18 protein-coding genes are annotated in these 25,767 nt (G+C 53.5%); 3 read left to right on the top strand and 15 right to left on the bottom strand.

Annotated elements, in window-relative coordinates; genetic code table 11:
• Positions 1 to 25: 25 nt before the first annotated feature.
• From AB9F27_RS01505 to hmgA, 7 genes are all read right to left on the bottom strand, one after another.
• Positions 26 to 1,276, bottom strand: a complete 1,251-nt coding sequence (locus AB9F27_RS01505) for an ABC transporter substrate-binding protein (protein ID WP_335583460.1) — start codon at positions 1,274 to 1,276, stop codon at positions 26 to 28.
• Positions 1,277 to 1,314: 38 nt separating this feature from the next.
• Positions 1,315 to 2,838, bottom strand: coding sequence for an aldehyde dehydrogenase family protein (locus AB9F27_RS01500; RefSeq protein WP_335583461.1), 1,524 nt, complete (start codon positions 2,836 to 2,838; stop codon positions 1,315 to 1,317).
• Positions 2,828 to 3,610 (bottom strand): enoyl-CoA hydratase/isomerase family protein, encoded by a 783-nt coding sequence (locus AB9F27_RS01495; protein WP_335583462.1) that lies wholly within the window; start codon positions 3,608 to 3,610, stop codon positions 2,828 to 2,830. Before AB9F27_RS01495 ends, AB9F27_RS01500 begins: the two co-directional genes overlap by 11 nt.
• Positions 3,607 to 5,181 (bottom strand): malonate decarboxylase subunit alpha, encoded by a 1,575-nt coding sequence (locus tag AB9F27_RS01490; RefSeq protein WP_335583463.1) that lies wholly within the window; start codon positions 5,179 to 5,181, stop codon positions 3,607 to 3,609. The genes AB9F27_RS01495 and AB9F27_RS01490 overlap by 4 nt, the downstream gene beginning before the upstream one ends.
• 3 nt (positions 5,182 to 5,184) lie before the next feature.
• Positions 5,185 to 6,186: a Gfo/Idh/MocA family oxidoreductase gene (locus tag AB9F27_RS01485; RefSeq protein ID WP_335583464.1), complete on the bottom strand. Its 1,002-nt coding sequence runs from the start codon at positions 6,184 to 6,186 to the stop codon at positions 5,185 to 5,187.
• Positions 6,187 to 6,291: 105 nt separating this feature from the next.
• Positions 6,292 to 7,554: a fumarylacetoacetase gene (gene fahA, locus AB9F27_RS01480; RefSeq protein WP_335583465.1), complete on the bottom strand. Its 1,263-nt coding sequence runs from the start codon at positions 7,552 to 7,554 to the stop codon at positions 6,292 to 6,294.
• A gap of 78 nt (positions 7,555 to 7,632) precedes the next feature.
• Positions 7,633 to 8,994: a homogentisate 1,2-dioxygenase gene (gene hmgA, locus AB9F27_RS01475; RefSeq protein WP_335583466.1), complete on the bottom strand. Its 1,362-nt coding sequence runs from the start codon at positions 8,992 to 8,994 to the stop codon at positions 7,633 to 7,635.
• Between the two features lie 422 nt (positions 8,995 to 9,416).
• Here hmgA and pcaD point away from each other — a divergent pair, with 422 nt between their 5' ends.
• On the top strand, positions 9,417 to 10,208 hold the full coding sequence (pcaD, locus tag AB9F27_RS01470; RefSeq protein WP_335583467.1) for a 3-oxoadipate enol-lactonase: 792 nt from the start codon (positions 9,417 to 9,419) through the stop codon (positions 10,206 to 10,208).
• A gap of 5 nt (positions 10,209 to 10,213) precedes the next feature.
• On the opposite strand, the gene AB9F27_RS01465 is transcribed toward pcaD, so the two are convergent.
• From AB9F27_RS01465 to AB9F27_RS01450, 4 genes are all read right to left on the bottom strand, one after another.
• Positions 10,214 to 10,951: a hypothetical protein gene (locus tag AB9F27_RS01465; protein WP_335583468.1), complete on the bottom strand. Its 738-nt coding sequence runs from the start codon at positions 10,949 to 10,951 to the stop codon at positions 10,214 to 10,216.
• Between the two features lie 152 nt (positions 10,952 to 11,103).
• Positions 11,104 to 12,498, bottom strand: coding sequence for a glutamate decarboxylase (locus AB9F27_RS01460; protein ID WP_335583469.1), 1,395 nt, complete (start codon positions 12,496 to 12,498; stop codon positions 11,104 to 11,106).
• Between the two features lie 259 nt (positions 12,499 to 12,757).
• Complete coding sequence (locus AB9F27_RS01455; RefSeq protein ID WP_335583470.1) at positions 12,758 to 14,017, bottom strand: efflux RND transporter periplasmic adaptor subunit; 1,260 nt, start codon at positions 14,015 to 14,017, stop codon at positions 12,758 to 12,760.
• Between the two features lie 51 nt (positions 14,018 to 14,068).
• Complete coding sequence (locus AB9F27_RS01450) at positions 14,069 to 14,341, bottom strand: DUF3302 domain-containing protein (RefSeq protein WP_335583471.1); 273 nt, start codon at positions 14,339 to 14,341, stop codon at positions 14,069 to 14,071.
• A gap of 412 nt (positions 14,342 to 14,753) precedes the next feature.
• On the opposite strand from AB9F27_RS01450, the gene AB9F27_RS01445 reads away from it, so the two are divergent.
• Positions 14,754 to 15,215 (top strand): hypothetical protein, encoded by a 462-nt coding sequence (locus AB9F27_RS01445; RefSeq protein ID WP_369757469.1) that lies wholly within the window; start codon positions 14,754 to 14,756, stop codon positions 15,213 to 15,215.
• Between the two features lie 146 nt (positions 15,216 to 15,361).
• Here the strand turns inward: AB9F27_RS01445 and AB9F27_RS01440 are convergent, their stop codons facing one another.
• Complete coding sequence (locus AB9F27_RS01440; protein ID WP_369757468.1) at positions 15,362 to 18,694, bottom strand: glycosyltransferase; 3,333 nt, start codon at positions 18,692 to 18,694, stop codon at positions 15,362 to 15,364.
• 196 nt (positions 18,695 to 18,890) lie between these two features.
• Between AB9F27_RS01440 and AB9F27_RS01435 the strand changes: the two genes are divergently transcribed.
• Positions 18,891 to 21,434 carry a DUF3131 domain-containing protein gene (locus AB9F27_RS01435; RefSeq protein WP_369757467.1) on the top strand — a complete coding sequence of 848 codons (2,544 nt, stop codon included), beginning with the start codon at positions 18,891 to 18,893 and terminating at the stop codon, positions 21,432 to 21,434.
• Here the strand turns inward: AB9F27_RS01435 and AB9F27_RS01430 are convergent.
• The 3 genes from AB9F27_RS01430 to AB9F27_RS01420 all read right to left on the bottom strand — a co-directional run bounded on the left by AB9F27_RS01430 (position 21,400) and on the right by AB9F27_RS01420 (position 25,765).
• On the bottom strand, positions 21,400 to 21,903 hold the full coding sequence (locus AB9F27_RS01430; RefSeq protein ID WP_369755588.1) for a hypothetical protein: 504 nt from the start codon (positions 21,901 to 21,903) through the stop codon (positions 21,400 to 21,402). The two genes, AB9F27_RS01435 and AB9F27_RS01430, sit on opposite strands and share 35 nt — an antisense overlap.
• A gap of 501 nt (positions 21,904 to 22,404) precedes the next feature.
• Positions 22,405 to 24,474 (bottom strand): calcium-binding protein, encoded by a 2,070-nt coding sequence (locus tag AB9F27_RS01425; RefSeq protein WP_369757466.1) that lies wholly within the window; start codon positions 24,472 to 24,474, stop codon positions 22,405 to 22,407.
• 382 nt (positions 24,475 to 24,856) lie between these two features.
• Positions 24,857 to 25,765, bottom strand: coding sequence for an FAD:protein FMN transferase (locus tag AB9F27_RS01420; protein ID WP_369757465.1), 909 nt, complete (start codon positions 25,763 to 25,765; stop codon positions 24,857 to 24,859).
• Positions 25,766 to 25,767 lie beyond the last annotated feature (2 nt).

Here is a 25,767-nt window from a genome sequence, read left to right as displayed (position 1 = left end):
CGAGGTCGGCCCAGATGTAGAGATCTTATTGTGCGATGGAGACTGCGTCGACCAATTCTGACGTCGCTGTTTCGCTGTCGTACTCGCCATTAAAGTGAGCGGTTACAACGTCATATATCGCGTTCTTAACGGACGCATTCGATGCGTGTCCGTGCGCCATTGATCCATAGAGATTACCGGATGCAGAAGCGGCTGCGAGATCGGCAATGCCTTGTTTACCACAGGCATCGAAGGCCTCGTCGCTCACATCAGTGCGGGCAGGAACGGAGCCTTTGACCACGTTGAACGCCGATTGGAAGGACGGTGACAAGATCGCAGTTGCAAGGGCTGCTTGCTCATCCGATACCGTATCGCCTTGGCTGAACATTGCGAATTGGTCCGCGTTGAACGTGACTTGATCTTGGGTGCCTGGAAAGCGGAAGCAAAGGAAATCTTCGCCGGGAACTTTACCCGCATTCAAGAATTCGCCCTTGGCCCAATCGCCCATCATTTGGAAGCCCGCTTCGCCATTAATGACCATCGACGTTGCGAGGTTCCAATCGCGACCCGAGAAGTTGTCGTCCACATTTGCGCGAATGAAAGACATGCGGTCGAACGCTTGTTTCATTGTGTCCGAGCCCAGTGCTTCGGGATCAAGATCAATAAAGGCCGCTTTGTAAAAATCAGGGCCGCCCGTAGACATGACAACCGCATCAAAAATAGTTGCATCCTGCCAAGCTTGGCCACCGTGAGCGATGGGGGTGAGGCCCGCTGCTGCGAGGGTGTTTACCGCCGCTTCGAACTCTTCCCATGTCGTTGGAACAGCAATACCATTGGCTTCTAGCACCGCTTTATTTGCCCAAACCCAGTTGGTCGAGTGGACGTTAACAGGGGCTGCAACCCACTGGCCATCCACCTTGGAAAAGGCTTGCAATGCGTCTGGCACAACCGCGTCCCAGCCTTCAGCGGCTGCAACATCGTTGAGGTTCGCCAAGGCACCTTCATCGGCCCAATCGAGGATATCAAAGCCCAACATTTGAACGGCTGTTGGTGCGTTTCCTGCTGTAACACGTGCGCGCAAAACGGTCATCGCCGCATCGCCGCCACCGCCCGCAACGGGCATATCTTGCCAACCGATGCCTTGGCTTTCGAGGTCTTGCTTGAGCACGTTAAGCGCTGCGGCCTCCCCCCCAGACGTCCACCAGTGTAGGACCTCAACATCTTCGGCAACAGCCATGCTGCCCGTGATCGCAAGTGTGGCCAAAGTAGAAGTAGTAAGTTTCATAAATTTACGCATTTGGTTTCCTCCCTTTTTGCGTTGTCGTCTTTATGGATTTAGACCCATCTGGAGCGCGTTTTGCCGATCCTCATTTGAACGGTCTTTGTCTCAAGATATTCATCCATTCCGTGGTGGCCCAACTCCCGGCCTAATCCACTTTCTTTCGCGCCGCCAAAAGGCAGCTCTGCAAACCCGTCCATCCACGTGTTGGTCCAAACAGTTCCCGCTTGAACCCGCCGTGCAAATTTCAAACAGGTGCTAATATCTTGGCTCCAGACTCCCGCCGACAATCCATAATCGCCACCATTCGCGATTTCCAAAGCTTCGTCAAATGTTGTAAACGTTAGGACGGATAAAACGGGTCCAAAGACCTCCTCAGAGGCAATTGCCATATTTTTGGTCACATTTGCCACGACCGTCGGCTGATAAAACTCGCCCGACATCCCGTCAATGGTAAGGGGCGCGCCGCCAATCGCAACGGTTGCGCCAGCCTTAACTGCGTCTTTTACATAACCGTCTATTTTGGCTTGGTGTTGTGAAGAAATAATAGCCCCTACCTTTGTGGACGGATTCAGCGGATCACCGAATGGAACCTTGCGTGATAATTCAACAATTTTCCGTATTAGCACCGCGGCAATATCATGATGTACGATAATCCGTGAACCAGAATTGCAACATTGGCCCGCATTGAAATATATACCAAACACAATCGCATCTGCGGCTTCATCCAAATCGGCATCGGGGAAAATGACCTGCGGGTTTTTCCCGCCAAGTTCCAGCGAGACTTTCTTTAACGTTTTGGAGGTTGCGGCAACGATCGCTTTGCCAACTGCCGTGGAGCCGGTAAACGACACCATATCGACATCGGGATGATTGGTGAGGTTTGTGCCGACAGGATCGCCGTAGCCCAAAACGATATTCACGACCCCAGCGGGCAATCCGGCCTCGATCAAAAGCTGGCCGAGGATCACAGTGGTTGCCGAGGTCAACTCGGAGGGTTTGATAACGGCGGTACAGCCTGCCGCCAAGGCAAAGGGCAGTTTTTGCGACACGATAAGGAACGGAAAATTCCACGGCGTAATCATTGAAACAACACCAATCGGCTCTTTGAGGACAACCCCGAGCATATCGGGGCCGAGCGTACTGTGGCTGTCACCATGGATCGTGCGGGCAAGCGAGGCCGCAAAGCGCCAGATGTCGGCTGCCCCTTCGATTTCCGCTTCGGCTTGGGCGATGGGCTTGCCGCTTTCCATCGTTTCATACAGGGCAATGCGCGACCGATTGGCGTCGATAAGATCGGCAACTTTCAACAGAAATGTCGCACGTTCCTTGCCAGAGGTATCCGACCAACGCCGATCATCAAACGCTGTACGGGCCGCAGCAATCGCCGCCTCGACTTCGGCTTCTCCCCCCAAAGTGGCCTGCGTCACCAACTGTCCATTGGCGGGCGAAAAACGATCAAACGTTTGGCCAGACGCACTGGAGACCCAAGCGCCGTTAATGAGGTGCTGCGCAATAAAAACATCCGTGGGGGCAGGAACAGCACCCGCTCCAGAAATCAGTGTCAGATCATGTGTCATCACGGGAATTATCCTTGAAATTTGCAGGGCGTTTGGCGCGAAACGCGGCAACCCCTTCGGTTTTGTCTGGCGAGGCGGCCATAACCGCACCGCCTAAAGCCTCGATCATGGCGCTGCGGTCCTCATTTAGCGCCGCCGCCAACATATATTTCGCGACCTCAGTGGCCTGTGGCGACTTGGTTTTTATCTCGGCGGCCATAGCAAATGCGTCGCCGCGCGGATCATCGGAAACGGAATTCACAAACCCCAATGTATAGGCGCGCTCAGCACTTAACCGACGCCCCGTTAGGACAAGTTCTTTGAGAACGGCCGCTGGCATCAACTGAACTAGGCGCTGTGTTCCGGACCATCCTGGCACAATCCCAACCCCTGTTTCAGGAAGGGCCAGCGTTGCGCGCGGGCTCGCTACACGCAAATCACAGGCAGCCGCGAGTTCCAGCCCGCCGCCAAAAGCGTGGCCCGAAAGCACCGCAATTGTCGGCACGTGAAGGCGCGCGATACGGTCAAAAATCCGATGACCGTTGCGGATCCAAAAACGGGCGAAATCCATCGGCGACAACTCCGCCCACGCGTTGATATCTGCCCCCACACAAAACGCGCGATCCCCTTCGGCCGCAAGGACGACACAACGCAAATCGGCATTCGTTTCCAAAACCGTCAAATGGCGCTCAAGGTCGGCAAGCATTGCGGGCGTCAAGGCGTTGAGTTTGGTGGGATTATCCAGTCGTAACTCTGCGACACCATCGGTGAGATCAAGATGTACATTGCTCATAGCTTCAACCCCATCTTCCCTTCGGACAGCAGTGAAAGCGGCATAATTTTGACGTCTTTAGCCACAGCAACGCGACCTTCACTTGCGGCGATTATGTCAACCTCCGGATCAATTCCGGGCATAATTTCGAAGGCAACGAGACCGCTGTCTTCCAAACGCATCACGCATCTTTCGGTGATGTAGATAACGTCTTGCCCTTGGCGTCGCGCGCGTTGCCCCGCAAAGGTAACATGCTCTACCATGTCGACCATTTTGGTAAACTTCCCCTGTGCCGTGACGCGAATTCCGCTCTCGGACACTTCCAATTTGGCCCCAGCGGCGAAATATCCCGAGAAAACGATCTTGCGTGCGTGCGCCGTAATATCGACAAACCCGCCGCATCCCGCCGTCAAATAGGGCTTCTTCCCCAGCTTTGACACGTTGACATTTCCGTCGCGATCAACCTCTAAAAACGACAGGAACGAGACGTCAAATCCGCCGCCTTGAAAATAGGTAAACTGTGTAGGCGACGGCAAAATCGCATCTGCGTTGGAGGCGCAACCAAAGGCAAAGTCAGTTAAAGGGACGCCACCGACAGCGCCCTGTTCAATCGTCCAAGTCACCGATTGCGGATACCCTTCCTCCAGAAGGACCCGTGGCACATTCGCCGAAATACCGAACCCTAGGTTGGCGGTATCCCCCTCCTTCAGCTCCATCGCAGCGCGGCGCGCAATAACCTTCTCGACGCCATATTCAGGAAGGGAAAAACTGTCCCACGGACGCATAATTTCCCCCGAAATCGCAGGATCATACGTGGTTTCTGTTGTCTGTTTTTGATCAGGGTCAATCACTACATAATCGACCAAATGTCCGGGGATATGCACGTCATGTGGACGGAGCGAACCCGCCGCCGTCACACGTTTCACTTGCGCGATAACGATGCCACGATGATTGCGCACGGCAATTGCCTGATCTAACGCGCCAAGTGTTGCACCTTCATGTTCAAAGGTGAGATTGCCGCGTTCGTCGGCGGTGGTGGCGCGAATAATCGCAATATTGGGTACGATATTCGGAAAATGCAGCCATGTTTCCCCCGCAAATTCCTGTTTATGGACAATTGGTTCGGCGGCAGCTCGTTCATTCATCGCGCAGCCTTCCCGCGCAGGATCAACGAAGGTTTCGAGTCCCACTTTGGTCAAAACGCCCGGCCTTCTGGCGGCCACATCTCGGTGCATATCAAAAAGAATACCCGACGGCACATTATACGCCGCCACGCGGTTTTCCGTCAGCATTTCCCAAATGGCAGGCATCGGCAAAGAGGAGGGCCCGCTGGGATAGGACCCCGCAATGATCCGCGCCAGCAAGCCGTCTTGCGCAAGATGATCGATACCTTTGATGCCGTACATATCGCCCGCCGCAATCGGGTGCAAAGTGGTCAAATCGCGAGGATGGCCCTCCTGTGCGAACCGGTTGCCAAGTGCCTTGAGCACCAGATCAGGACACCCCAATCCAGACGACGACGACACAGTCACAACGTCCCTGTCCTTAATTTTCGAGACCGCCTCTGCGGCGGACACAATCTTCGAGGGCATGGCTTACAAGCCTCCGTAATTGACAGCGACGCGGGCTCCCGTGGTCGCGGCCTGTTTGACGGCTGCGGCGACGGCAAGCGATCGCACGCCATCGCGCCCTGTCGCAGCAGGCTGTCCCTGCCCTGCAACCGCGCCCATAAAGCGATCTATCGACCGCGCATAGAGATTATGATCGCTAAACTTAATCTCCTCAACACCGTCCGGCGTGCGCAATTCAACTTGCCCAATGGGCAGTTGCGTCATTACGTTTTTGGCAATGATCGACCCTTTGGTGCCATGAAATTCGAGACCCGTTTCGGCGTGGCGAAGCGTGAAACCTTCATGGGTCTGGACCAATATTCCTGACGGCATTTTCCAGACAGACATGACTGAATCCTCAACCCCCTGCCCCAAACTGCCGGAGGCCTCAATTGCGGTCACTTCCAGCGGATATTCCCCGAGATGAAAGCCAACCGTGTCCGCGTCATGCACAACGATATCTGGTATGACACCCCCCCCCGCAACCGCATTATTAATACGCCAGCCTTGAAGCGATTCAGGCAGGTAAACCGCATGGAAAACACGCACAGCCTGCACATCGCCAATCCGGCCCGCGGCAATCAATTCTTTGATTTTCAAGTGCGACCCAGCATTGCGCAAATGGTGGTTCGTCGCGAGAACAACGCCCGCCTCCTCGGCAGCATGGACCATCTCAAGCGCATCCGCACAGGACATCGCCAAAGGCTTCTCACACAGCACATGTTTGCCCGCAGCAATCGCAGCAAGCGCTTGAAATTTATGCTTTTCGTTTGTGGTTGAGATATAGACGGCATCAAGATTCGGGTCGGCAAGCATTGCCTCAAGATCCGTTGTGGAGGACCTGATATCATGCGTCTTTGCATACTCCGCACCCCGTTCAGCATTTGTGCTGAGCACTGAAATGATCTGATTGTCCGCACAAGACCGGATCGCCGAAATCATATGCCCGGCTGCAATCGTGCTCGCCCCTATCAATCCCCAGTTCATACTATCTCCTAACTATTTGGAACGTTCCAAATCCTAACCCATTAATATTTGGAACGTTCCAGCCAGTCAACACATTTTTGGAATCTAGTTATAGAATACTATTTGTCAGGCTTCTGAGCGGCAACGAGTTACAGCGGGAAGGATCATCCCGCTACAGTCGCCAAACCCAATGATATACCCGTCCCCTTGCGCTTTACCTCGCAAAGTTAGCGTGTCACCGTCTTCGATGAAGCTGCGGATTTCACCAGTGTCTAAGGCGAAGGGTTTGCGCCCTGCCCAGCTGAGTTCCATGAGCGACCCAAACTCGTCGCGTGTGGGACCTGAAATTGTGCCCGACCCCAACATATCCGCCGTGTTCATAGCGCAACCGCTGCTTGCGTGGTGGCACAGTTGTTCGGCGGCGGAATAATACATGCGATTGTAGTTGGTTCTGCTGATTACGGTGGCTGTCGCGGCACCTTTGGGTAGCATCAGCACCTCAAGATCAATGTTATACAACCCGTTTTTTGTGCCGTTCAAATAGGGTAGCAGCGCCTTTTCACGCGGTGGTGTCGCCGCGCGGAAGGGGTTTAGCGCAGCAGACGTTACGATCCACGGGCTGATGCTTGTGCCAAAGGCTTTGCCTTGAAACGGGCCTAGCGGTTGGTATTCCCAGCCTTGGATATCGCGCGCAGACCAATCATTGAGCAGAACATAGCCAAAGATCATGTCGTCGGCCTCATCCACCGTAATCGGTTGGCCCAACTTAGTGCCCGTCCCCACGATGGCGCCCAATTCCAATTCGATGTCCAAGCGCTTGGTTGGGCCAAAGGATGGCACCTCGGCGTCTGGCGCTTTGGTCTGGCCGTTGGGGCGGTGGATCGGCGTGCCCGACACCACAATCGAGGACGCGCGCCCATTATAACCGATGGGAATGTGCAACCAATTCGCGGGCAAATCTGGCGACCCACGCAGGATTTCACCCATATTTTTGGCGTGCTGAATGCCTGCGTAAAAATCGGTGTATTCGCGCACTTGAAAGGGCATGTGTAGGGTGGCCTCACACTGGGCAACCAAGTAGGCCGCGACGCGTTCCTGCTCGTTGCTTCCCTCGGACAACAACTCGATCAAACGTGCGCGCAGCGCATCCCATTTGCTGCGGCCCTGTGCCATAAAAGCGTTCCACGACCCAGCCTCGAATGCGCCGTTAAAGTCGAGCAGCCCTGCGCCTTCAAGCAATTGAATATCAAGAATATAGTCCCCGATAGCCACCCCGCATCGCGGAGAGGTTTCGCCTACAGAGAACACACCATACGGCAAGTTATTGAGTGGGAAAGAAGTCGAGGCGTTGTTGGCGCTTTCCACCCAAGAGCGATGCAATTTCGTCATGATGTTCCCTTAATAGTTTGCTGGTGATCGGCGCGACCCATCACATATTTCATTGCGACTTAAACATAGTATACCGTTTCATTTCTTGCCCGCAGTCCCGTCGAATTTCTTCTCAAGACTCTCCCAACAATCGATATAGTCATCCTGAAGCGGCGCCTCCTTACCGGCGAATGCGGTCAGATGTTGGGGGAAACGGGTCTCGAACATAAACGACATCGTGTTGTCGAGCTTCTCGGCCTTGAGGTCGGCATTGGACGCGCCCTCAAAGGCGTTTTTATCTGGCCCATGCGGCAACATCATATTGTGCAAACTAATCCCGCCGGGCACAAACCCCTTCGGTTTGGCATCATACTTGCCATAAATATTGCCCATCATCTCGGACATAATATTCTTGTGGTACCATGGCGGACGGAAGGTATCTTCGGCCACCATCCAGCGCTCGCGGAACAGCACAAAGTCGATATTGGCCGTCCCAGCTTGCCCCGAAGGCGCCGTCAGAACCGTAAAAATCGAAGGGTCTGGATGATCAAACAAGATTGCCCCTACAGGGCAATACGTCCGCAGATCATATTTCACCGGCGCGTAATTTCCGTGCCACGCCACCACATCCAAAGGCGACTGGCCGATCTTGGTTTCATGGAACTGCCCACACCATTTCACGGTCACAGTTGAGGGCACTTCGCGATCTTCATAGGCTGCAACAGGCGCCTTAAAGTCGCGCGGGTTGGCCATACAATTCGCCCCAATCGGCCCCCGCCCCGGCAGCTCAAATTTCTGTCCATAATTCTCGCAGACAAATCCGCGCGCTGGCCCCTCAAGCACTTCGACGCGATACACAAGCCCGCGCGGGATAATCGCGATTTCCTTAGGCTCCACATCCAGAATTCCAAGCTCGGTATAAAACCGCAACCTCCCCTCCTGTGGCACCACCAGCATTTCGCTGTCTGCCGAGAAGAAATAGCTGTCCTCCATGCTTTCGGTGACCAGATAAATATGGGTCGCCATGCCGACTTGAGTGTTCACATCTCCCGCCGTCGTCATCGTGCGCATCCCCGTCAACCACGTCAGTGGATGATCGCCATGGGGCACCGGATCCCAGCGATATTGCCCAAGGCTGGTCACATCATTCAGGACGTTCGGCGCGGATTTCCAATACGGCAGATCGATTTTTTCATATCGGTGCGAATGCTTAACCGACGGGCGAATTCGATAACACCACGTGCGTTCGTTTTGATGACTTGGAGCCGTAAATGCGGTCCCTGAAAGCTGCTCACCATACAGACCATAGTTGCATTTCTGCGGACTATTCATGCCCTGTGGCAACGCCCCCTCAAGCACTTCGGTCTCATAGTCATTGCCAAATCCAGGCATGTACCCCGTGTTGGGGCCGGGCAAGGATGGGGCCTGAACCATTCGGTGTGGTGGAATTTGCGTATTCATGGAGGCCTCCGACAATTGCCATTGCGTTCAAAATATCAGTTGCTTTTGTAACTAACAACGCTTGTTTCGTCTAAAACGTATTACTAGATATTTCCGAAACTTTCGGGGCGCTTCTGTCAAATCCCAGCAAAAAACATGCCTGCGAAAATTTGATGGCGCGTGTGAGGTCGCATGTTTAGATAGTGTCGCCTGCCCACTGAGATCGATGTGACGCATTAAAATAGAAGCGTAACTAATTGAATTTAAGATATATACTTAACCACACCCCATCACTAAATTCATCACAGACATAAAAAACGAAGTGCACGCAGATCAGCCTGTGATACGTTATGTATTAGGTCAGTGCGGTTTCGCGCCGCAGGTTTTTGAAAACGCGCACCGCAACTGGTACGCTCCACCCTTGGATAACGGGCAGCCATACTATGTCATTACAATTCGAAAAAATCCGCGACACCAATTTGCACTACAGCTTCCACTCCGGAACAAAAGCGGCGAAGCCCGTTGTCTTCCTCAACTCCTTGGGAACAGATTTTCGGATTTGGCAGGGCGTGGCAGACAAACTGCCTGATGTTCCTAAATTGATGATGGATAAACGCGGGCACGGTCTGAGTGATATGGGAGCGATCAGCATTGAAGGCCTCGCTCAAGATGTGGCCGGTTTGATGGACCATCTTGGCCTCACAGCGGCCATCATTTGCGGCGTATCCGTTGGTGGATTGATCGCCCAATCTCTTGCTGCACTTCGCCCCGATCTGGTTGCGGGGCTTGTGTTGAGCAACACGGGCGCCAAAATCGGCGACGACGCCACGTGGAACCAGCGTATAGAAGCGGTCGAAGCCACGGGCTTAGAACCCATGGCGGATGCGGTGATGGAAAGGTGGTTTTCAGCAGAATTCCACAAGACTAAATCCGCGCAATTGGCGGGATATCGCAACATGCTGACGCGAACCAGCGTCGAGGGCTATGCGCAAACCTGCAGAGCCATTCGCGACGCGGACCTAACCGTATCAACCCGCGCGATAGCCGTCCCTACAATCTGCATTGGCGGCTCCGAAGACAAAGCAACGCCGCCCGAACTTGTACGTGCACTCTCTGACTTGATTGCGGATTCAAAGCTGGAAATCATCCAAGGTGTTGGGCATCTGCCCTGCCTTGAGGTCCCCGAAATCATCGCCGGTCATGTGAACGATCTTTGGCGCACCCTTAACCAGTAAGCGCCTTATAAGGCCGGAGTAGTGGACGGCAACGCAACTGGTGGAGAGGCGTTTACGCGGCATTCCACCAGCACGAGCACAGCGCCCACAAAAAAACCAACCGCCCCAATCAACGTCCAAGCGACCGACGCAGTAATAACAGCACTGCTCGCGCCACCTGACGGCACGAAGGCCATGACGGCAGAGATCATAAACGCGACGCAACCCGCGAAATTGACCAACGCGCCCCACCACGAGATATCCCACGGACGCCACGACCAATAGCGGTGGCAAGTCTCGATAAATGCCAGATATCCAGAGGTGAGAAAAAGGATGGACCCAAGAAGATCTGGTACCCAAATCGCTAAGTCCTGCTGAAGCCAGCTTTCAATCGACAGCAACGCCATAAAGGTGCAGGCATTAAATAAAAGCGTTCCCAGGAATTGCAAAAAACTACTAAGCCAGCCGATTTGAGAGGGTTGCCAGCCAATCAAAACAAACCGCCGAGGTTCAGCGTTTTCATGCGGTAATGCGCCCGAGTTCGCGGCCTGAAACAACTGCAGGTATCCCGCTATCGTGAAAAAAATCGAACCGAGGAAAAAGACCGCATTAACGTCAAATCCAGACATCGAAAAGGTGTGCGCAGCCACAGGCCACAGCGTTAGAATCGAACCGGCGATGAACAAGAACGATCCAATCGAGAACCCGCTGCCGATCCAGACGTTCAGGCTTTCTGGTTTCCACGCGTCACTATAAGTGGGCAAAAATGCCCGCCGCAATCCCTTGCGATGATCTCGCGAGCGCCAGACGTGCTGCTGCCCACGATGCGCATATTGCCGACGCGTTACAAACGGCCATGGGCCGCTTGCAGCGCTGACTTTCGGCCCATCAGTGGAGGGGATGCGACAGTCTTCGGTCAATGATGAAAACCACCGGCGGCATTTTCGCCAAGCGGTGTTTCCGCCGGATGTTTTGTCAAATGTGCCAACGCTTTACGGATATCGCGGATCAGGAGCGTAGCAAGGTCGCGACTGACTCCGTTGCGCACCAAAATGCGTTGAATAGCTTGGGTCTGACAGTTTGCAGGCAAGGTATATGCGGGCACTTGCCAGCCATAAATCCGCAGACGATCGGCCAAATCGAACAGGGTAAATCCAAGATCAACATCGGGTTTGAGCGTCCAACACAGAGCGGGGATACCAGACGTCATATCGCCATCGTAGACAATGTCAAACGGCCCAAGCGCGCCAATTTCGGCCGCGAGATATTGCGCGGTCGCGTAGCACGCCTTGTGGATTTTGGTGTAACCTTCCCGCCCAAGTCGTTGGAAATTATAGTATTGGCACGTGATAGGCCCGCCCGGACGCGAGAAATTAAGCCCGATATCGCGCATATTTCCGCCCAGATAATTCACCCAGAACACCAAGTTTTCCGGAAGATCGTCGGCGCTGCGCCAAACGATCCAGCCCACACCAAGCGGCGCGAGGCCAAATTTATGTCCGGACGCGTTTATCGACTTCACCCGTGGCAGGCGAAAATCCCACATCAATTCAGGAGCACAGAACGGCGCAAGAAACCCGCCCGAAGCGCCATCAACGTGGATCGGAATATCAAGGCCCGTTTCAGCTTCATACTTATCGAGCGCCGCAGAAACCGCCTCGACGGGTTCGTATTGCCCCGTGAATGTCACGCCAAGCGTGGGCACGACACCAATGGTGTTCTCGTCACACAGGCTCAACACCTCTTCTGGCGTCATCAAAAGGCGTCCGTTTTCCATCGGAATTTCGCGGTGTTCCACATCCCAATAGCGGGTGAATTTATGCCAACAAACCTGCACGGGACCTGTGATCAGGTTGGGCTTATCGATCGGCTTACCCTCGGCTTTGCGGCGGGCTTCCCAGCGGCGCTTCATCGCCAATCCACCCAGCATCGCCGCCTCGCTCGACCCTGTCGTAGAGCAACCCGTAGCTTCATCGCTGGGCGCATTCCAAAGGTCCGCAAGCATACGCACACAGCGTTGCTCGATCTCCGCAGTCTGTGGATATTCGTCCTTGTCCACCATGTTTTTATCAATGCAATCGTCCATCAATTGGTGGATTTCAGGCTCTTCCCAAGTCTGGCAGAACGTTGCGAGGTTTTGGCGCGAGTTACCGTCAAGCATCAACTCGTCGCGGATCGATGCATAGACATTGCGCGGGTCACTTTCGCTTCCGGGAAAGATGCTTTCTGAAAGCGGGACCGACATCTCGTCGGAGCCGTAAATTTCGTCGAAATGGTTAGATGGCGCAGGCGTCTTGGTGGTGTCGACCATTGTAGTCCCTCATTGTTGGCGCACCGAAGGTCGAGAAGAACCAAAATATGAACTCTCTGTTTTCTGGCGCAAGATCAAACTGTTGTCTGTTGTATAGTACAAAATTTGTCCGTCGGTCCACCTTCCAACCTAGTTGGGCACTGCGGTTTTACAACTAGAACCGTATAAACATATCTCAGCCCAAGTAAGCCTCGTTACGGTCAACCTTGAATGCGTCAGGCATAAATAGGGATAGCGCCCAGAGTTAACGCGGACGCGTTTATCCTCGGAATGGATTGTACACGTAGTTCAGATAACTCTCGGAACGCAGTTCAATTTTCCGCAAGACCTTGAGTATATCGGCCGCGTCGGAGGTATAAATCGCAGCGATCCCCTTAGCCCCAAAACGCAACGGGAAGTTGGGGTACTGATCGGTCAGCCTCATTGCCACAAAAAATGTTTCCCCCGGTACGACCTGTTGCTCCCTCGGGAGCACGCCAGAAGGCTGCAACTGGGCGTTTCCATTGCCGTAAATGATCCGCGTGACTTCGGCGGCAAACACGTAACCCGGGTACATTTCAAAGGCCACTTCGCCGATATCGCCAACGGTGATATGCTGCGCACCCTTTTGGCGAATTTTCATCAAAATCCAAGGATCGGCTTCGTTCACGAATGTCAGGACGGGCGTTTTAAGCCGCACAACATCGCCGGGTTGAAGTTGGAGATTCAGAACCTGACCATCCGAGGGCGCATAGACTGTGCGGTCCTTCAAAATTGCTGTGGAATGGGCCAACGCCGCCTCAGCCAATCTAACGGAGGCATGTTCGCCATCGATCATCGCATCAAGCGACAGTTTTGCTTCTTCGTAGGCTGCCTTTGCCACGTCCAGTTCGGAGCTATCACGCGCAATCAGTTCGTCTTCTTTTAGCTGCTTTTCAGCCTCGATAACCAATTCGCTTGAAACAGCCGCGGTCTGACGCGCACGCTCCGCTAGGTCCTTTCGTGCAGCACCTTCTTCTGCCAGTTTTGTTTGTCTGGCCGCTTCGTCGACATCGTATTTCGCTCGGGCCTGTGCCGCCGAGACAGCTGCTTTGGAAATTTCAACCTGAACAGAAGTCTGTTCAAGCAAGCTTTCCTGATGCGCAACATTTGCTCCGGCAGAGGTCAATTGCGCCTGCATGATTTTTATATTTTGCTTGGCCAAAACCAGACTGGCTTGATTTTCATCGACCGTAGCTTGGAACGTGTCCTTCTCGAGACTGAACAAAGGATCGCCGAGCTTCACTATGTCGTCCTGTTTAACGTGAACCTCTGTGACTGTGCCGCCAAATTGGGGCCCAATCTGGACGACGTATCTCTGGACAAACGCGGAATCCGAATAAGGGGTAAGTTGTCCAAGAAAAACAACCTCAACCAAAGCGGCCGAAGCATAAAGGCCAGAGCACAAAAGCCCCCAGACAAGATTGAACTTCAACCATTTAAAATCAAAGAAAACCAACCGGATCAAAAACAGATAGGCAATCGTAACAAGGATTTCCATTTTCTGGCGTCCTGACTGGGTTGTATGAAGAAGGGGTCGTTGGCGGGGAGGCTATTTCTGTTCCGGCGGAGGACTGTCGGAAGTCCCCTCAAGACCTGAAACGGTCCAAGGGCGGAAATGGGCCCAGATGAGGGCGAGCATCCATAGTGGAAAGACCAGCAAGCCTAAATAACTGGTGATCTTGATCGCATCCAACTGTGGGTGATTGCGCGCTTTTGCGACTTTACCCGGGATTTCATGGACGACAACAATCCCCACGACAATCACAAGGATTGAGAAGAAAATCAGGAAGAGAGAAACGTAATCTAATGTTGTGTGTGGCATTAAAGAACCATACATTAGAACAAGTTGTCTTACAAATATAATTTGCACGGCGCCTCTAAGCTTCAAATTTTACGGGCCTCTTTTTCTTGAATTCACATGCCATTCTTTTGGGTTTGGCCACTTCTGACCTCATGGAAAAACTTTTCCTATAGCTGGCATCGATTCGAATATTTCCCCGTTCCTAAGCTCCATACCTTAGATTGGATTTAGCAATGATTTTACGCATGAAATCAGTATGCGTCCCGAGATAGCGCGATCCTTCGATTGAAAGATGCCCTTCATCGCGAAACATAGAAGTCGACCCGATCATTGTGTCACACACGCCATTCGGGCGCAGGAAATTCTCAAGTTATAAGACCGAAATCTCGGGATCCAACGTCCGCAAAAAGTCTATTTCGGCGGCGCTCGCGGGATGGAAACGCTGGTGGGTCGCGGTGTGGATTGGTTAACCCCAATTGCCAACACGACACCGACGACGGCAAGAGATACGCCCGCGCAAGGATATCACGGCCCTTTTGTTACGTTTTCGGAAGGGTATTTCAACGAAGTGGTAGGTGAACGGCGCCACCAAGATCGACAAGGCAATCAATCCGAAAACGTCGGGGGACTGGGGGAGTTGAATCGTACAGTCGCGCTGCAACTGATCAGCCCCATAGCAACCAATGGTCGCCACGACAAAAGAGGTGCGATTGGGGTGTTGCCAACTGCAAACACTAAAATCACGGAAGCACCCGCAACTAAGGGCAGCGTAGAGGCGTTAAGCAGCACGAGGGATAAAATGACGGCGAACAGACCTAATGTCGATAAAATCGTGGCAACCGGTATGGAAGTTCCAGAAGGTAAATCGTCCGAGGCTCAAATTTTCTATGATTAATTGCGAGATCAAGGCCCCCTCCCCTCAAGAATGTCGTATCAGCATGATAAACAATGACCGCGAGAACTGTGATGGCTTGCAGTCCGTCAATCTCTGGACGATATTTCGTCGCAACCACTTTCGTTCAGCAACGCAACTGGCAGGTTTTAAGTTCTCATTTTCCGACCCGAGTCTGTTTGTTTTACGCTCACAAGAACCGGGCTCACCAAATTTAGGTTGGCGCTTAGTCGGGAAGCTGTGCGTTCCAGTTTTTGCCAGCCGGGCAAGCGGCCAGTTAACGCGTCTCTGATCGCTTGAAAGGACGAAAAATAGATCAGTTGCCGGTACCCAAAACGCAGGATAATTGTCAGCAACAGCAGTTTTAGGTCGAACTTTCGTTCAAACCAGAACGCTGTAAGAGTGTAGGCCATGTCGATAGCCACAAGGACAATATAGCTGATCAAGACCACGGTTGGAAATCCTGTAACGTTGAGCGCTCCATGCAGGCTGTATTCAATCACCGTCTTGACCAAGATGCTGAGCAAAAGCAAATCGACGAAGGGCGACACCATACTCGTCAACAGACTAAACCAGATCGCGTCCATAATCGACACAAGCCCAATCGCACGGCGTTCTGGAATAGAGCGCCAATGTTTCCACGAGGTTTGCAGCATCCCCAACGTCCAGCGCCGCCGTTGCTTCAAGAAAGCTTTAGTCTGTTCGGGGGCCTCAGTATAGGCGCGCGCTTGTTCTTGAAAACGAACGGTATAACCGGCGCGATGCACCGCAACCGTCAGGTCGGCATCCTCGGTGATTGTATCGCCCGAATACCTATTTGCGGCCTCAACTGCCGCAACCCGCCAAGCCCCGATCGCACCGGGCACAACAAAAATACCGTTGATGGTTTCGAAACTGCGCCGCGTGACCGCTTGGCTAACGAGGTATTCCAGCGCTTGGCAGGACGTCAGATACCCCTTTCGATTGCCGACCTCCACAAAGCCTGCCACCGCTCCGACACGCTCGTCTTTGAAGTGCTGAACCAACCAACCTAGAGCATCAGGATCTAAAATAGTATCGGCATCCACCCCCACAAAGAAGGGCGTTTTGATATACTGCAACGCGTGGTTCTCGGCCTGCCATTTGCCGCCGTTTTCTTGCCGGATGATCCTGACGCGTGGATGATTGTGAAACTCCGCGTTGACCGTATCATAGGTTCCGTCGGACGAGCCATCATCCACCACGATGATTTCAAAGTTGGGATAGTTCGAGCCCAGAATTGACCAAACGCTCCGTACAATAACATTCGCCTCGTTATAGGCTGGCACCACAACTGTAATCCCCGGAAGGTATTCAGGGTCACGCTGTGGCGAAGGTTTGCGAAAGAAAGCCAAAACAAGGTAAATCAACGATCTGACAATCGCAAAAACGAGCAAGACAAGAAAGGTTGTCGTCAGGCCAAAATACCAGAAGTTGAGAAGGCGATAGGTGACCGTGTCGCGCGCCCTCTTTGAAATCGGATCGAGCGGAGCTATTTCCGCCGCACCAAGGTTAGCAACTTCGGCCAAGGGCGCAAACGTGAACCCGTCCCGCCGCAAATCGGCAAACAGGTCCGGCAGAGTTGCAATAAGCTCCGCAGCATATTTGGTTGTCAGGTCAAACGACATAACCGCCGGATGGCCTGTGAGACTTGCTTCGCGAAGTTGGGCAACAAAGCCTGCGCGATCCGTCTCGGGATTTTGGAATACGGCTCCGTTGGATATTGGAATGAAATCTTGCGCAACCCACGCACGCGTTATTGCGAGTTCCTTTCGGGTTGATGGCATATCAAAGGGTTGGCCCGCGTTGCGAATAAGCGTAGTGCGGTGTCCGGTTAGATGGGCCAAGACATGTTGCGCTTTATTATTGGCCAGTTGTTCTAGGTCGGCTTCAAATGGGCCTGCCGTAGCAAGGCTTCTGACAATTGTACCAAGAGTGTGGCCAAGCGCCTCCACATGAGGGAGTTTGGCCCCAATATCAAGCAGCCCGCGATCTCTTAGGAAAAAGGTCGCGCTGATATTGTTGTCGTGCAAAACACCAAGCAAGGTATTGAGGTCGCTTTCACCTCCAAAACCGTTGAACGTCACGAGCGCTTGCGTGTCATTGGGATGTACGTCATGGCGCAGTATTGCAGGGGTCGGCAGTGTTTCATAGGTTTGCGTGATCGCACGTCCGGACCCGTCGAATGTGACTTTCCGCCTTCCCACGGTGGCATTCACGACCTCCATAACCGCAACGCCACGGCCGATATGGATCAAGCTGTCCTCAAGGGAAATGCGCCTCGACAAACTGTTGCGCGCCGCATCACTCTCGACTGGTGCCGACAAAACCGGCCAAATCGCTGGATCTTCATACCCTAACGGCCAAACTGCGACGGTCTGGTCGTTTTCCAACGCGCGCATCTGATTGTAGAGCGACACAGCATCAGAAAGCCAAATCCGGTTTCGTTGCCGGTCTGTGTCTACGAATTGAAGATACGTGTTTCCGAGTTGAAGGTTTTCGCCAACATTGCCCTTAAATCGGTTCGTCATCCACAGCGCCTCACTGTAGGAAACGGTTTGGCTGGTGGCACGGCCCGTCTGCCACGGTTCCCCGAACGCTCCAAGGGCAATGACCCGTTTTTCGACAGGAAGATGCGTTGACACCTCGGCCATTGCCGGCGCGAACCAGTCCGCGGGGGCGATGGGTGTGAAGGCCGCTCTATTCGTCTGGAAGCCCTGAACGACTCCAAAATCCACAGCGTCGATCAAGTCCTTGCGTTGCCAAAGCGCCGCATCCGCACCTGCGATGAGACAGGTTTTTGTGTCGCTCCCCTCCCGCATGGAAGCAACTTCATCAAGCAAGGCGACAAGCCCATCGGAGGCGAGCGCGGGATACCCTGTCAGATCCAAACACAGCCCCGCAAAGGTGCGACCAGCGGTTTCCAACGCGAGTTTATCCACCAAGGTTGCGCGTTTTTTCTGGTCCATAAGGAACCGTTCAAAACCTTGCTCCAATTCGCTCGACTGCGGCTTGATGGACAGCAGAACCTCTGGCAATTGCACATCTCGCTTCGACGTAAAATAATCCTGACCAACGGATGTTAGACCTTGGCTGTGCGCGTCAAAAACAAAACTTTCTGCGATGACCGCGTCTAAGTCGGAGCAGTGCTGCCAAAATCCAGATAAAGCGCGCGGATCGTTCGCTGGAAGATAGCCAAAGACCTTGCGCGCACCATTTGCTGAACGCTGGCAATTTTCTGTGACTTCGGGCTTAAGGCGGCTTTCAAACCAAGCCTCTTGCCCCAAGCCCGAAAGATCGGGATCAAGTTGTTCTGTGCTAGAAGCCACGACATGTGGTAATGTGGGCAGATTATAAATTCGATACAGATAGTCGCCGGCCCACAGTGGAAGCCCAATTAGAAGGCTCGCAACGACACCCCTCCAAAGGACAACGCGCGTGCCTGTCCTATCTTCAAACAACATTTTCCGCACCCAATACCCCCCCCGAGGACTTAATCCCGCGACCCAGACAATGCCTGAAAATGAGTTAGTCTAGAAAAGCAATGAACTGAGTGCGCCGCTGTTGGCGCTATCGCAATATATTCAGCTACAATATATTGCATAAATAACTGAATTTATGACATAAATCAATATGAATAGATTTCCTGGAAATTAATTTATGCTGAATCGACGTAATTTCATGGCCTCCGCTGGGGTGTCTATCGTGCCTTCATTTAGGGTTGGCACAGGTGCGCATGCGCAAGATGTAGCGCATTCTGTGACTATTTGCTTGGTTGGAGTATCAGAGACAACCTCCTCGCATTTGGTGGAGTTGCTCGCAAAACTTTTCATGTCGCGGGGGCTTCCAATCTGCTGCGCTCTAGACTTCTCCGAGGGGCGGGGTTTCGATTCGACTGTCGGGCGGCTGGTCGAAACGCTTGCCCAAACAGAGGCTGGACTTTTTGAAGTCGCAGCACAAATGCCGCGACGCGCAAGTGATCGACGCTACTTTCAAATGCGCACCGCGGCGAAGTTACGCGCCAACCTAACAACCGGCCCCAGCGATAGCCCGCTTCACGTGCTCGGGTCCAATGTCACGACGCTTTATGACCCCTTTCCAGACGACGATCTGGATCACGCCGCTTTTCGTGGCTCTGGGTTTCGGGTCTTTTTGCAACCTTTCATCTCTGAGAAGGCACCGGATATTAACGCGATGGGCCGAGAGCAAATCGTCGTTAGTGGCGGGACCTTTTTCAAATTTTCGGCCTCGGACGCGCGCGCATCTGGGACGTCCGCAAGTGAGGACACGGTCGCGGGCGGCCTTATATGTATTCCCGTCGATGTTGCTTCCAAATTGCCTGAAAAAGACGTGGTGGAACAATTGACCGCACTCGCCATGAAGCTCGCCGACGCGAACAATTCCGGCAGGTTCTTTATCTCGCGACCCACCGATCTTTTGCTCCAAACCGACGCCTACCCCGCCTCAAGCTTAAGCCTTGCTTTGATAGAGAACAAAACGCCGCTATCAAATGATGCGCTTGATGCGTTTGAACAAGAGCTTACGGCGGCGAGCATCCCCTTCACGCGCTTTGACAAGGACGCCTTCAGCCCCTGCCCTGCGACCGCCTCGCATGAAATTCAAACCAAGTGTATACACTTTACGCAAGGCGACAGCGCGCCTCTTTCGGCAGACACGCGGATCATTCTGTTGCCGCCAGAAACGCCGAATGCCTATTTTGGCCTGCGCCCCGACGGTCGGTACCAAATTGCCAGTCACGGCGCTCCCGACATGCCAGCGCAAACGCTTCTGCCGTTGAACCCCGTCGCAGATATGACGATTGTCATCACGCCCGAAAATGTTTCAACGTATATCAAGCGGGCGTCTCTCATCCATCGCTTGACCACGATGCGCCATGAGGGCCGTGCCAAACTTCGCTCGGTCAGCGGTATGGTTGACTATCTTTTTGCGTCTGAACCGATCTTAAGCAACCTCCAATCAACGCGGCGCTTGCTGGCAACCTTGCCCCCAACCGTCGCCCCCCCAGTCGCGGAGGAACGTAAAAAGTTGCTGCAAGATGCGGCGCTGGCTTGGCAGTATATTGAACGGTATTCCCATTCAACCACGGGGCTTTGTGCGGGCACAGCCAAGGGCGGATCTGGTGGCCGCGTGAACCGCGACGCCACGATGTGGGACATTGCCAGTCAGTTGCGTGGTATTATGTCCGCATGCTCCCTTGGTATCATCGACCGTAAAAACGCAACCGAACGCGTTGAAACAGTACTGGCGAACTTACCGCCTGTGACAATCGATGGCGCGCGATTGCCGCCTGCAAGACTGTCAACAGAGACGGGGCGCGGTATTTCTGAGGATTTCGACGCATGTGATGCGGGACGGTTCTTGGTCGCGCTTTTTGCTGTAAAACAGGACGGTTTGGCGGCGCCAGAAACCGTGCAGCGTATTTTGGATGGCTGGGACCTGAACCGTATTGTGCGCGACGGTCATCCCTATGATTACATCAACGGGAAATTGGTCGATAAATACCTGTCCCATTGCACCCAGTATTCGCGGCTCGGGTATGCTATGGCAGGTCAGGAAATTGACTCGCCCTATGCCGACGACAGGCAGGGTTCCAAAACTGAGCAGCAGATAAACTTCCTTTATACCGCCGCATCTATTGGGCATTTTGGTACGGAACCTGCCCTTTTGCAGGAAATCGAGCTAGGAAAAGACGAGCCAACGGCCTATTTGGCGCGCGTGTTGTTTGACGCGCAACTCAGGTGGTATGAAAAAACGGGCACGTTGAAATGTGCCTCTGAGACGCTTTTGGATTTTTCGCCGTGGTTTTCCTATCAAGGTGTCCGCTTTGATAGGGATTTGGATGAAAGCTGGGTTGTTGCCTTCACCTCCAGTTCAAGCAAGTTTCAAACACCCGCATTTCGTCGCAAGGCGGAGGTTATCAGCTCCAAATCAGCGTATCTTTGGGCCGCGACGGTTCCCCACCCCTATTCCCAGAAGTTAGTGGCCTTCATTCGCGACAAAGCCAGAATTGAGGGACAAGGGTTCTCGGCTGGTATCTTCGCCCAAGACCACAAACCGATGTATCTCTACAGCGATGTCAACACAAACGGCATCATCCTGACCGCTATCGCCCATATGCTCCGCGACGAGGTCCAAAACAAGGGGGCGATTAGCGCGAGGCGACCCGAACGTCGTAGCCGCTAAATTTGTTGATATATTTTTTGAGCGGCGTGCCATACGGATCGCGCAAATCGGCCTTACCATTCGATTGAATGTATTCTTTCAAAGCACCCGCGCCCAACAAATGCGACGCCGCCAACATGCTACTCGCCGTCAGTTTTGAGCCGCCAACATTGCGACCTTTATAATGCGCGATCTTGTGAAGCTCGATATAGTCCCACATCAGCGTCATCCACGCCTTTGCCGCGCGATCCTGTTCTTTTTTGTTGGAGAGGAAATCTTTGGCTGATCGGACCCCGCCTTTGCCCGTGAAACCACCACTATAGTTGTTATCATAGGCGTTGCCGTCGTATCGGACATACCCAAGATCAGTGAGGGCCGCTTCGCCGAATTGATAGGCTCCCAAAAAGTTAAGCGAGTTTACAGATTGATAGTCTCCACCGGATTCCATCATTTTCAATGCGACCAAAAAGGCCGCAAATGTATTGGACATGCTACTGCTCCTAAGCCTGTATGTTCCGCCTTGAGGCGAATTTGTGTTCTTGCGGGCACTCATAGCCCGTCACAGACTTACGTCCAGCCATTTTCCAAACACACTCGCATCTGGCAAAGGTTCGCCGAAATGTATGACTATTTGGTGACTTTTGGGGGGTTTTAGTGCGGCAGCCATAAAATTTCGAAAGCCAACATCACACACTTGATCGCGGGGAGAAGACGCCTGGGGGAGCAGAATCAACCCCTTTTTGGACGCTGTAAAACGAAATGAAACGGGTATTCTCCAGCCAAGCGGCGCTTCCAAACACGCAGCCATTTGGCCATATTTTGCGTCATACTCGAGGCGCAACCACAACCGATTGCGTGCCCGCGCCTCATTCGCGCAAAAATATAACGCCGAGCGGTCCTGTCATGCGTCTCGCTTTTACGCACATTTTGACCCCGCAAAGAAGGCGGGCACCACGCATCATCGCAGTACCCGCCCCGTTAGTTCCACGCGTTAGACGAAATCAAAATCGCTTGCATTCACATCCGCACGGTCCAGACCGCTCAGGAAAATATCTACACTGCCAAATTCAATCAGCAGCCCCTCAACTGTGTCGGTGAATGTGAAGTCCGCCATGGTTTCTGCACCGTTTTGGATACGGATCAAATCAAGGGCGTCATAATCGGAAATTGTGTCAACACCGGAGTTCGCGTCGAAAATAAAGACATCCGCGCCTTGACCGCCTTGGAGATAGTCATTGCCTGTGCCTCCAAGCAAACGGTCGTTATTGTTACCACCATAGAGGCGGTCATTGCCGCCGCGCCCGACCAAAAGATCGTCGCCATTGCCGCCCAAAAGGGAGTTCGCCGCGTTGTTCCCCGCGAGAAAGTCGTCAAAGGAAGACCCCAGCAGGTTCTCGATGGATACGTAAGTATCCCCTGCCGCTTCACCCGTATTGGTGCTACTATACCCAAGATCAGCGCGCACCATGGTTGTGGCCGTCGTATACTCGGCGCGATCAATACCATAACCGCCGTGGAGCACGTCAGCCCCTGCGCCGCCATTCAGACGGTCGTGGTTGTTACCCCCATACAGACCGTCATTGCCGCCACGTCCGATCAGAAAATCGTTGCCATTGCCACCGAAAACATTATTCGCAGCGTTATTGCCCGCCAAAATGTCGCCGTAAGTGGATCCCAGCAGGTTCTCGATCAAAATGTAGGTGTCCCCTGCCGCTTCACCTGTGTTATTGCTGCTATACCCAAGATCGGCACGCACCATCGTAGTGGCCGTCGTATACTCCGCTCGATCAATACCATAACCGCCGTGGAGCACGTCCGCTCCTGCGCCACCATTCAGCCTGTCGTGGTTGTTTCCACCATACAGACCGTCATTGCCGCCACGTCCGATTAGGAGATCATTGCCATTGCCGCCGAAAACATTATTCGCAGCGTTATTGCCCGCGAGAATGTCTCCGTATCCAGACCCGAGTAGGTTCTCGATGGATACGTAAGTATCCCCCGCCGCTTCACCTGTGTTATTGCTACTATAGCCAAGATCCGCGCGCACCATCGTGGATGCCGTCGTATACTCCGCGCGATCAATACCATAACCGCCGTGGAGCACGTCCGCTCCTGCGCCACCATTCAGCCTGTCGTGGTTGTTACCACCGTACAGATTGTCATTGCCGCCACGTCCGATCAGAAAATCGTTGCCATTGCCGCCGAAAACACTATTCGCAGCGTTATTGCCCGCCAAAATGTCGCCGTAAGAGGATCCCAGCAGGTTCTCGATGGAGAAATAGGTGTCGCCCTCAGCTTCGCCAGTGTTGTTACCGCTATACGCGAGATCCGCGCGTACCGATGCCGTTGCATCCGAGTACTCGGCACGGTCAATGCCATTCCCGCCACTGAGCACATCAGCCCCCGTGCCACCATTCAGACGGTCGTGGTCGTTGCCTCCATACAAACGGTCATCGCCGCCAAGTCCCTCGATAAGATCATTGCCACCGCCACCAGCGAACGTGTTGACATCGTTGTCGCCCGTTATGATGTCATTTTCGGTTACAACAGCGTCAAGACTGCTGAGTTGGATTGTTGCTCCTGGAGCAAAGGCACCGGTTGGGATCACAATCTCGGTATTCGGATTGTCCAAAAGATCCTGCACCTCTTGGAGAGATGTAAACGCGGGGAACGCGTCCCCTGAGAGAACAAAAATATTCTGGGGGTCGACGACCCCAAGGCCTGGTACATTCACATTCCGAAAGTCGGCAATATAGACGATGGTAGAGCGTGCAACGCCGCCATCCAGCCACTTGACCTCAAAAATACCCTCGTAGAAGTCACTATCTTCTAAGACTGTATCACCGTTGATACGCACTGTGTAATCGTCGATGTGGGTATCAACATTGGTTTCCGTTACATCATCTTCACCAGGTTCAAGCGGCAGAGTTACATATCTAAAATCAGTTGTAGATTCCGGAACCACAATTTCAAGAGTGATGCCCGAAAAGGCAGCGCCCGTATCTTCCTCCACAGAGTTGTCGTAGTAAACGGCGAAGCCTTCAAATGCGTATGTAGTCAAGTTAATCCCTCCCCAGGGTCCGTGAGTTTTCCAAATCCTTACAATCGTATGAAGAAACTACGGTTTTAGCGATTTTTTGGCAACTTTTTTATGGAGACCGTCGAAGAGGAGCTGGCTCTGCCTTCTATTGGAAGACACCATTCAAATACGCGGGCGCGCAAACTTCCCGCGACATGGGGAGCTGTCATACTTGCGAAATTTCGCCAAGTCGAGGATCCCATGGGGTGCTTTGAAGCGGCAAGCTGGTCAACGATAGTATCACCATCGGCCACATCGAGCGCCGATCCCGTCGCGCCCGTTTTGTCTCAAAATGCTGTAATCCTACGCAAGGCGAATGCCTCAAAGCCAAACCGAGGAGCCTCGCGCCTGATCCCCATTCCCGTTAAACGGATGCGGCTGCCTCAAGACGGACACCTTGGAATTGCGCCAGACAATTCTCGATCTCTGCTCGGGTTTCAAAGAGGCAGGCCGTTGTCGAGAGCGCGTCGGCGAGGGCCGCTGAGTTTGCAGAAACTGAAATCTCCCGCCAGTTTTGCGGGATCGGCGAACCCGTGCGCGGGTCAAGGATATGGCCTACTTGCGCGTCCGTATCAAACGTCGTTCCCAATGGGGCAGATGTGGCAAGAGCCCGTGCAACAAGGGGCACTTCGCCTCCCGCCGCCAGTTTGACGGGCCAAGCACCGCCATTTGGATGCTGGCCAAGCGCGCGGAACTCGCCCGTATTAATCAGGATATTGGTCAACCCCTCGGCGCTTAGCATATCCGCCACACGATCCGCGATATAGCCCTGTGCGATCCCGTTCAGTGTCAGCATCATACCGGGCCGCATTGCAATTTCGTCAGTGTCGAGATTTACGTTCGTCCACCCCGTCAGCGCACGCGCCAATTCCAGCGTTTGCGCTTCAGGCAGCGCCCCCTGTGCCGAAGCTTCAGCGTAGCTTTTCCAAAGCGGCTGGATCGTTGGATCAAATCGACCATCGCTCGCCACATGCACAGCGCCCGCAAGCGACAGGCATTCAAGTAATTCAAACGGCGGCGCTTGCAGGGTGCCTGTGCGGTTCAATTGTGACAGCGCGCTGTCGGCACGAAAAAGGCTAAAGATATCTTCCAGCCGTGAAATTTCCGCCGCCACCGGTGCGCTGATCGCGGGCGCGTCGGGGTGGGCCAGACGCAGGGTTGCACGCGCACCAAGGGCGACACCCTCCCACGTGTAAACAGGTTGGGCAGCTCCAAAGCCAGGGAAAGCAAATGCGGCGGCACTGATGGCCAGAAAACGACGGCGATTGGTCATAG

Source organism: Falsihalocynthiibacter sp. CO-5D18 (assembly GCF_041205445.1).
Classification (GTDB): domain Bacteria; phylum Pseudomonadota; class Alphaproteobacteria; order Rhodobacterales; family Rhodobacteraceae; genus Falsihalocynthiibacter; species Falsihalocynthiibacter arcticus.
The sequence above is the reverse complement of the archived record's forward strand: the minus strand, read 5'-3'. Positions and strand labels throughout refer to the sequence as shown.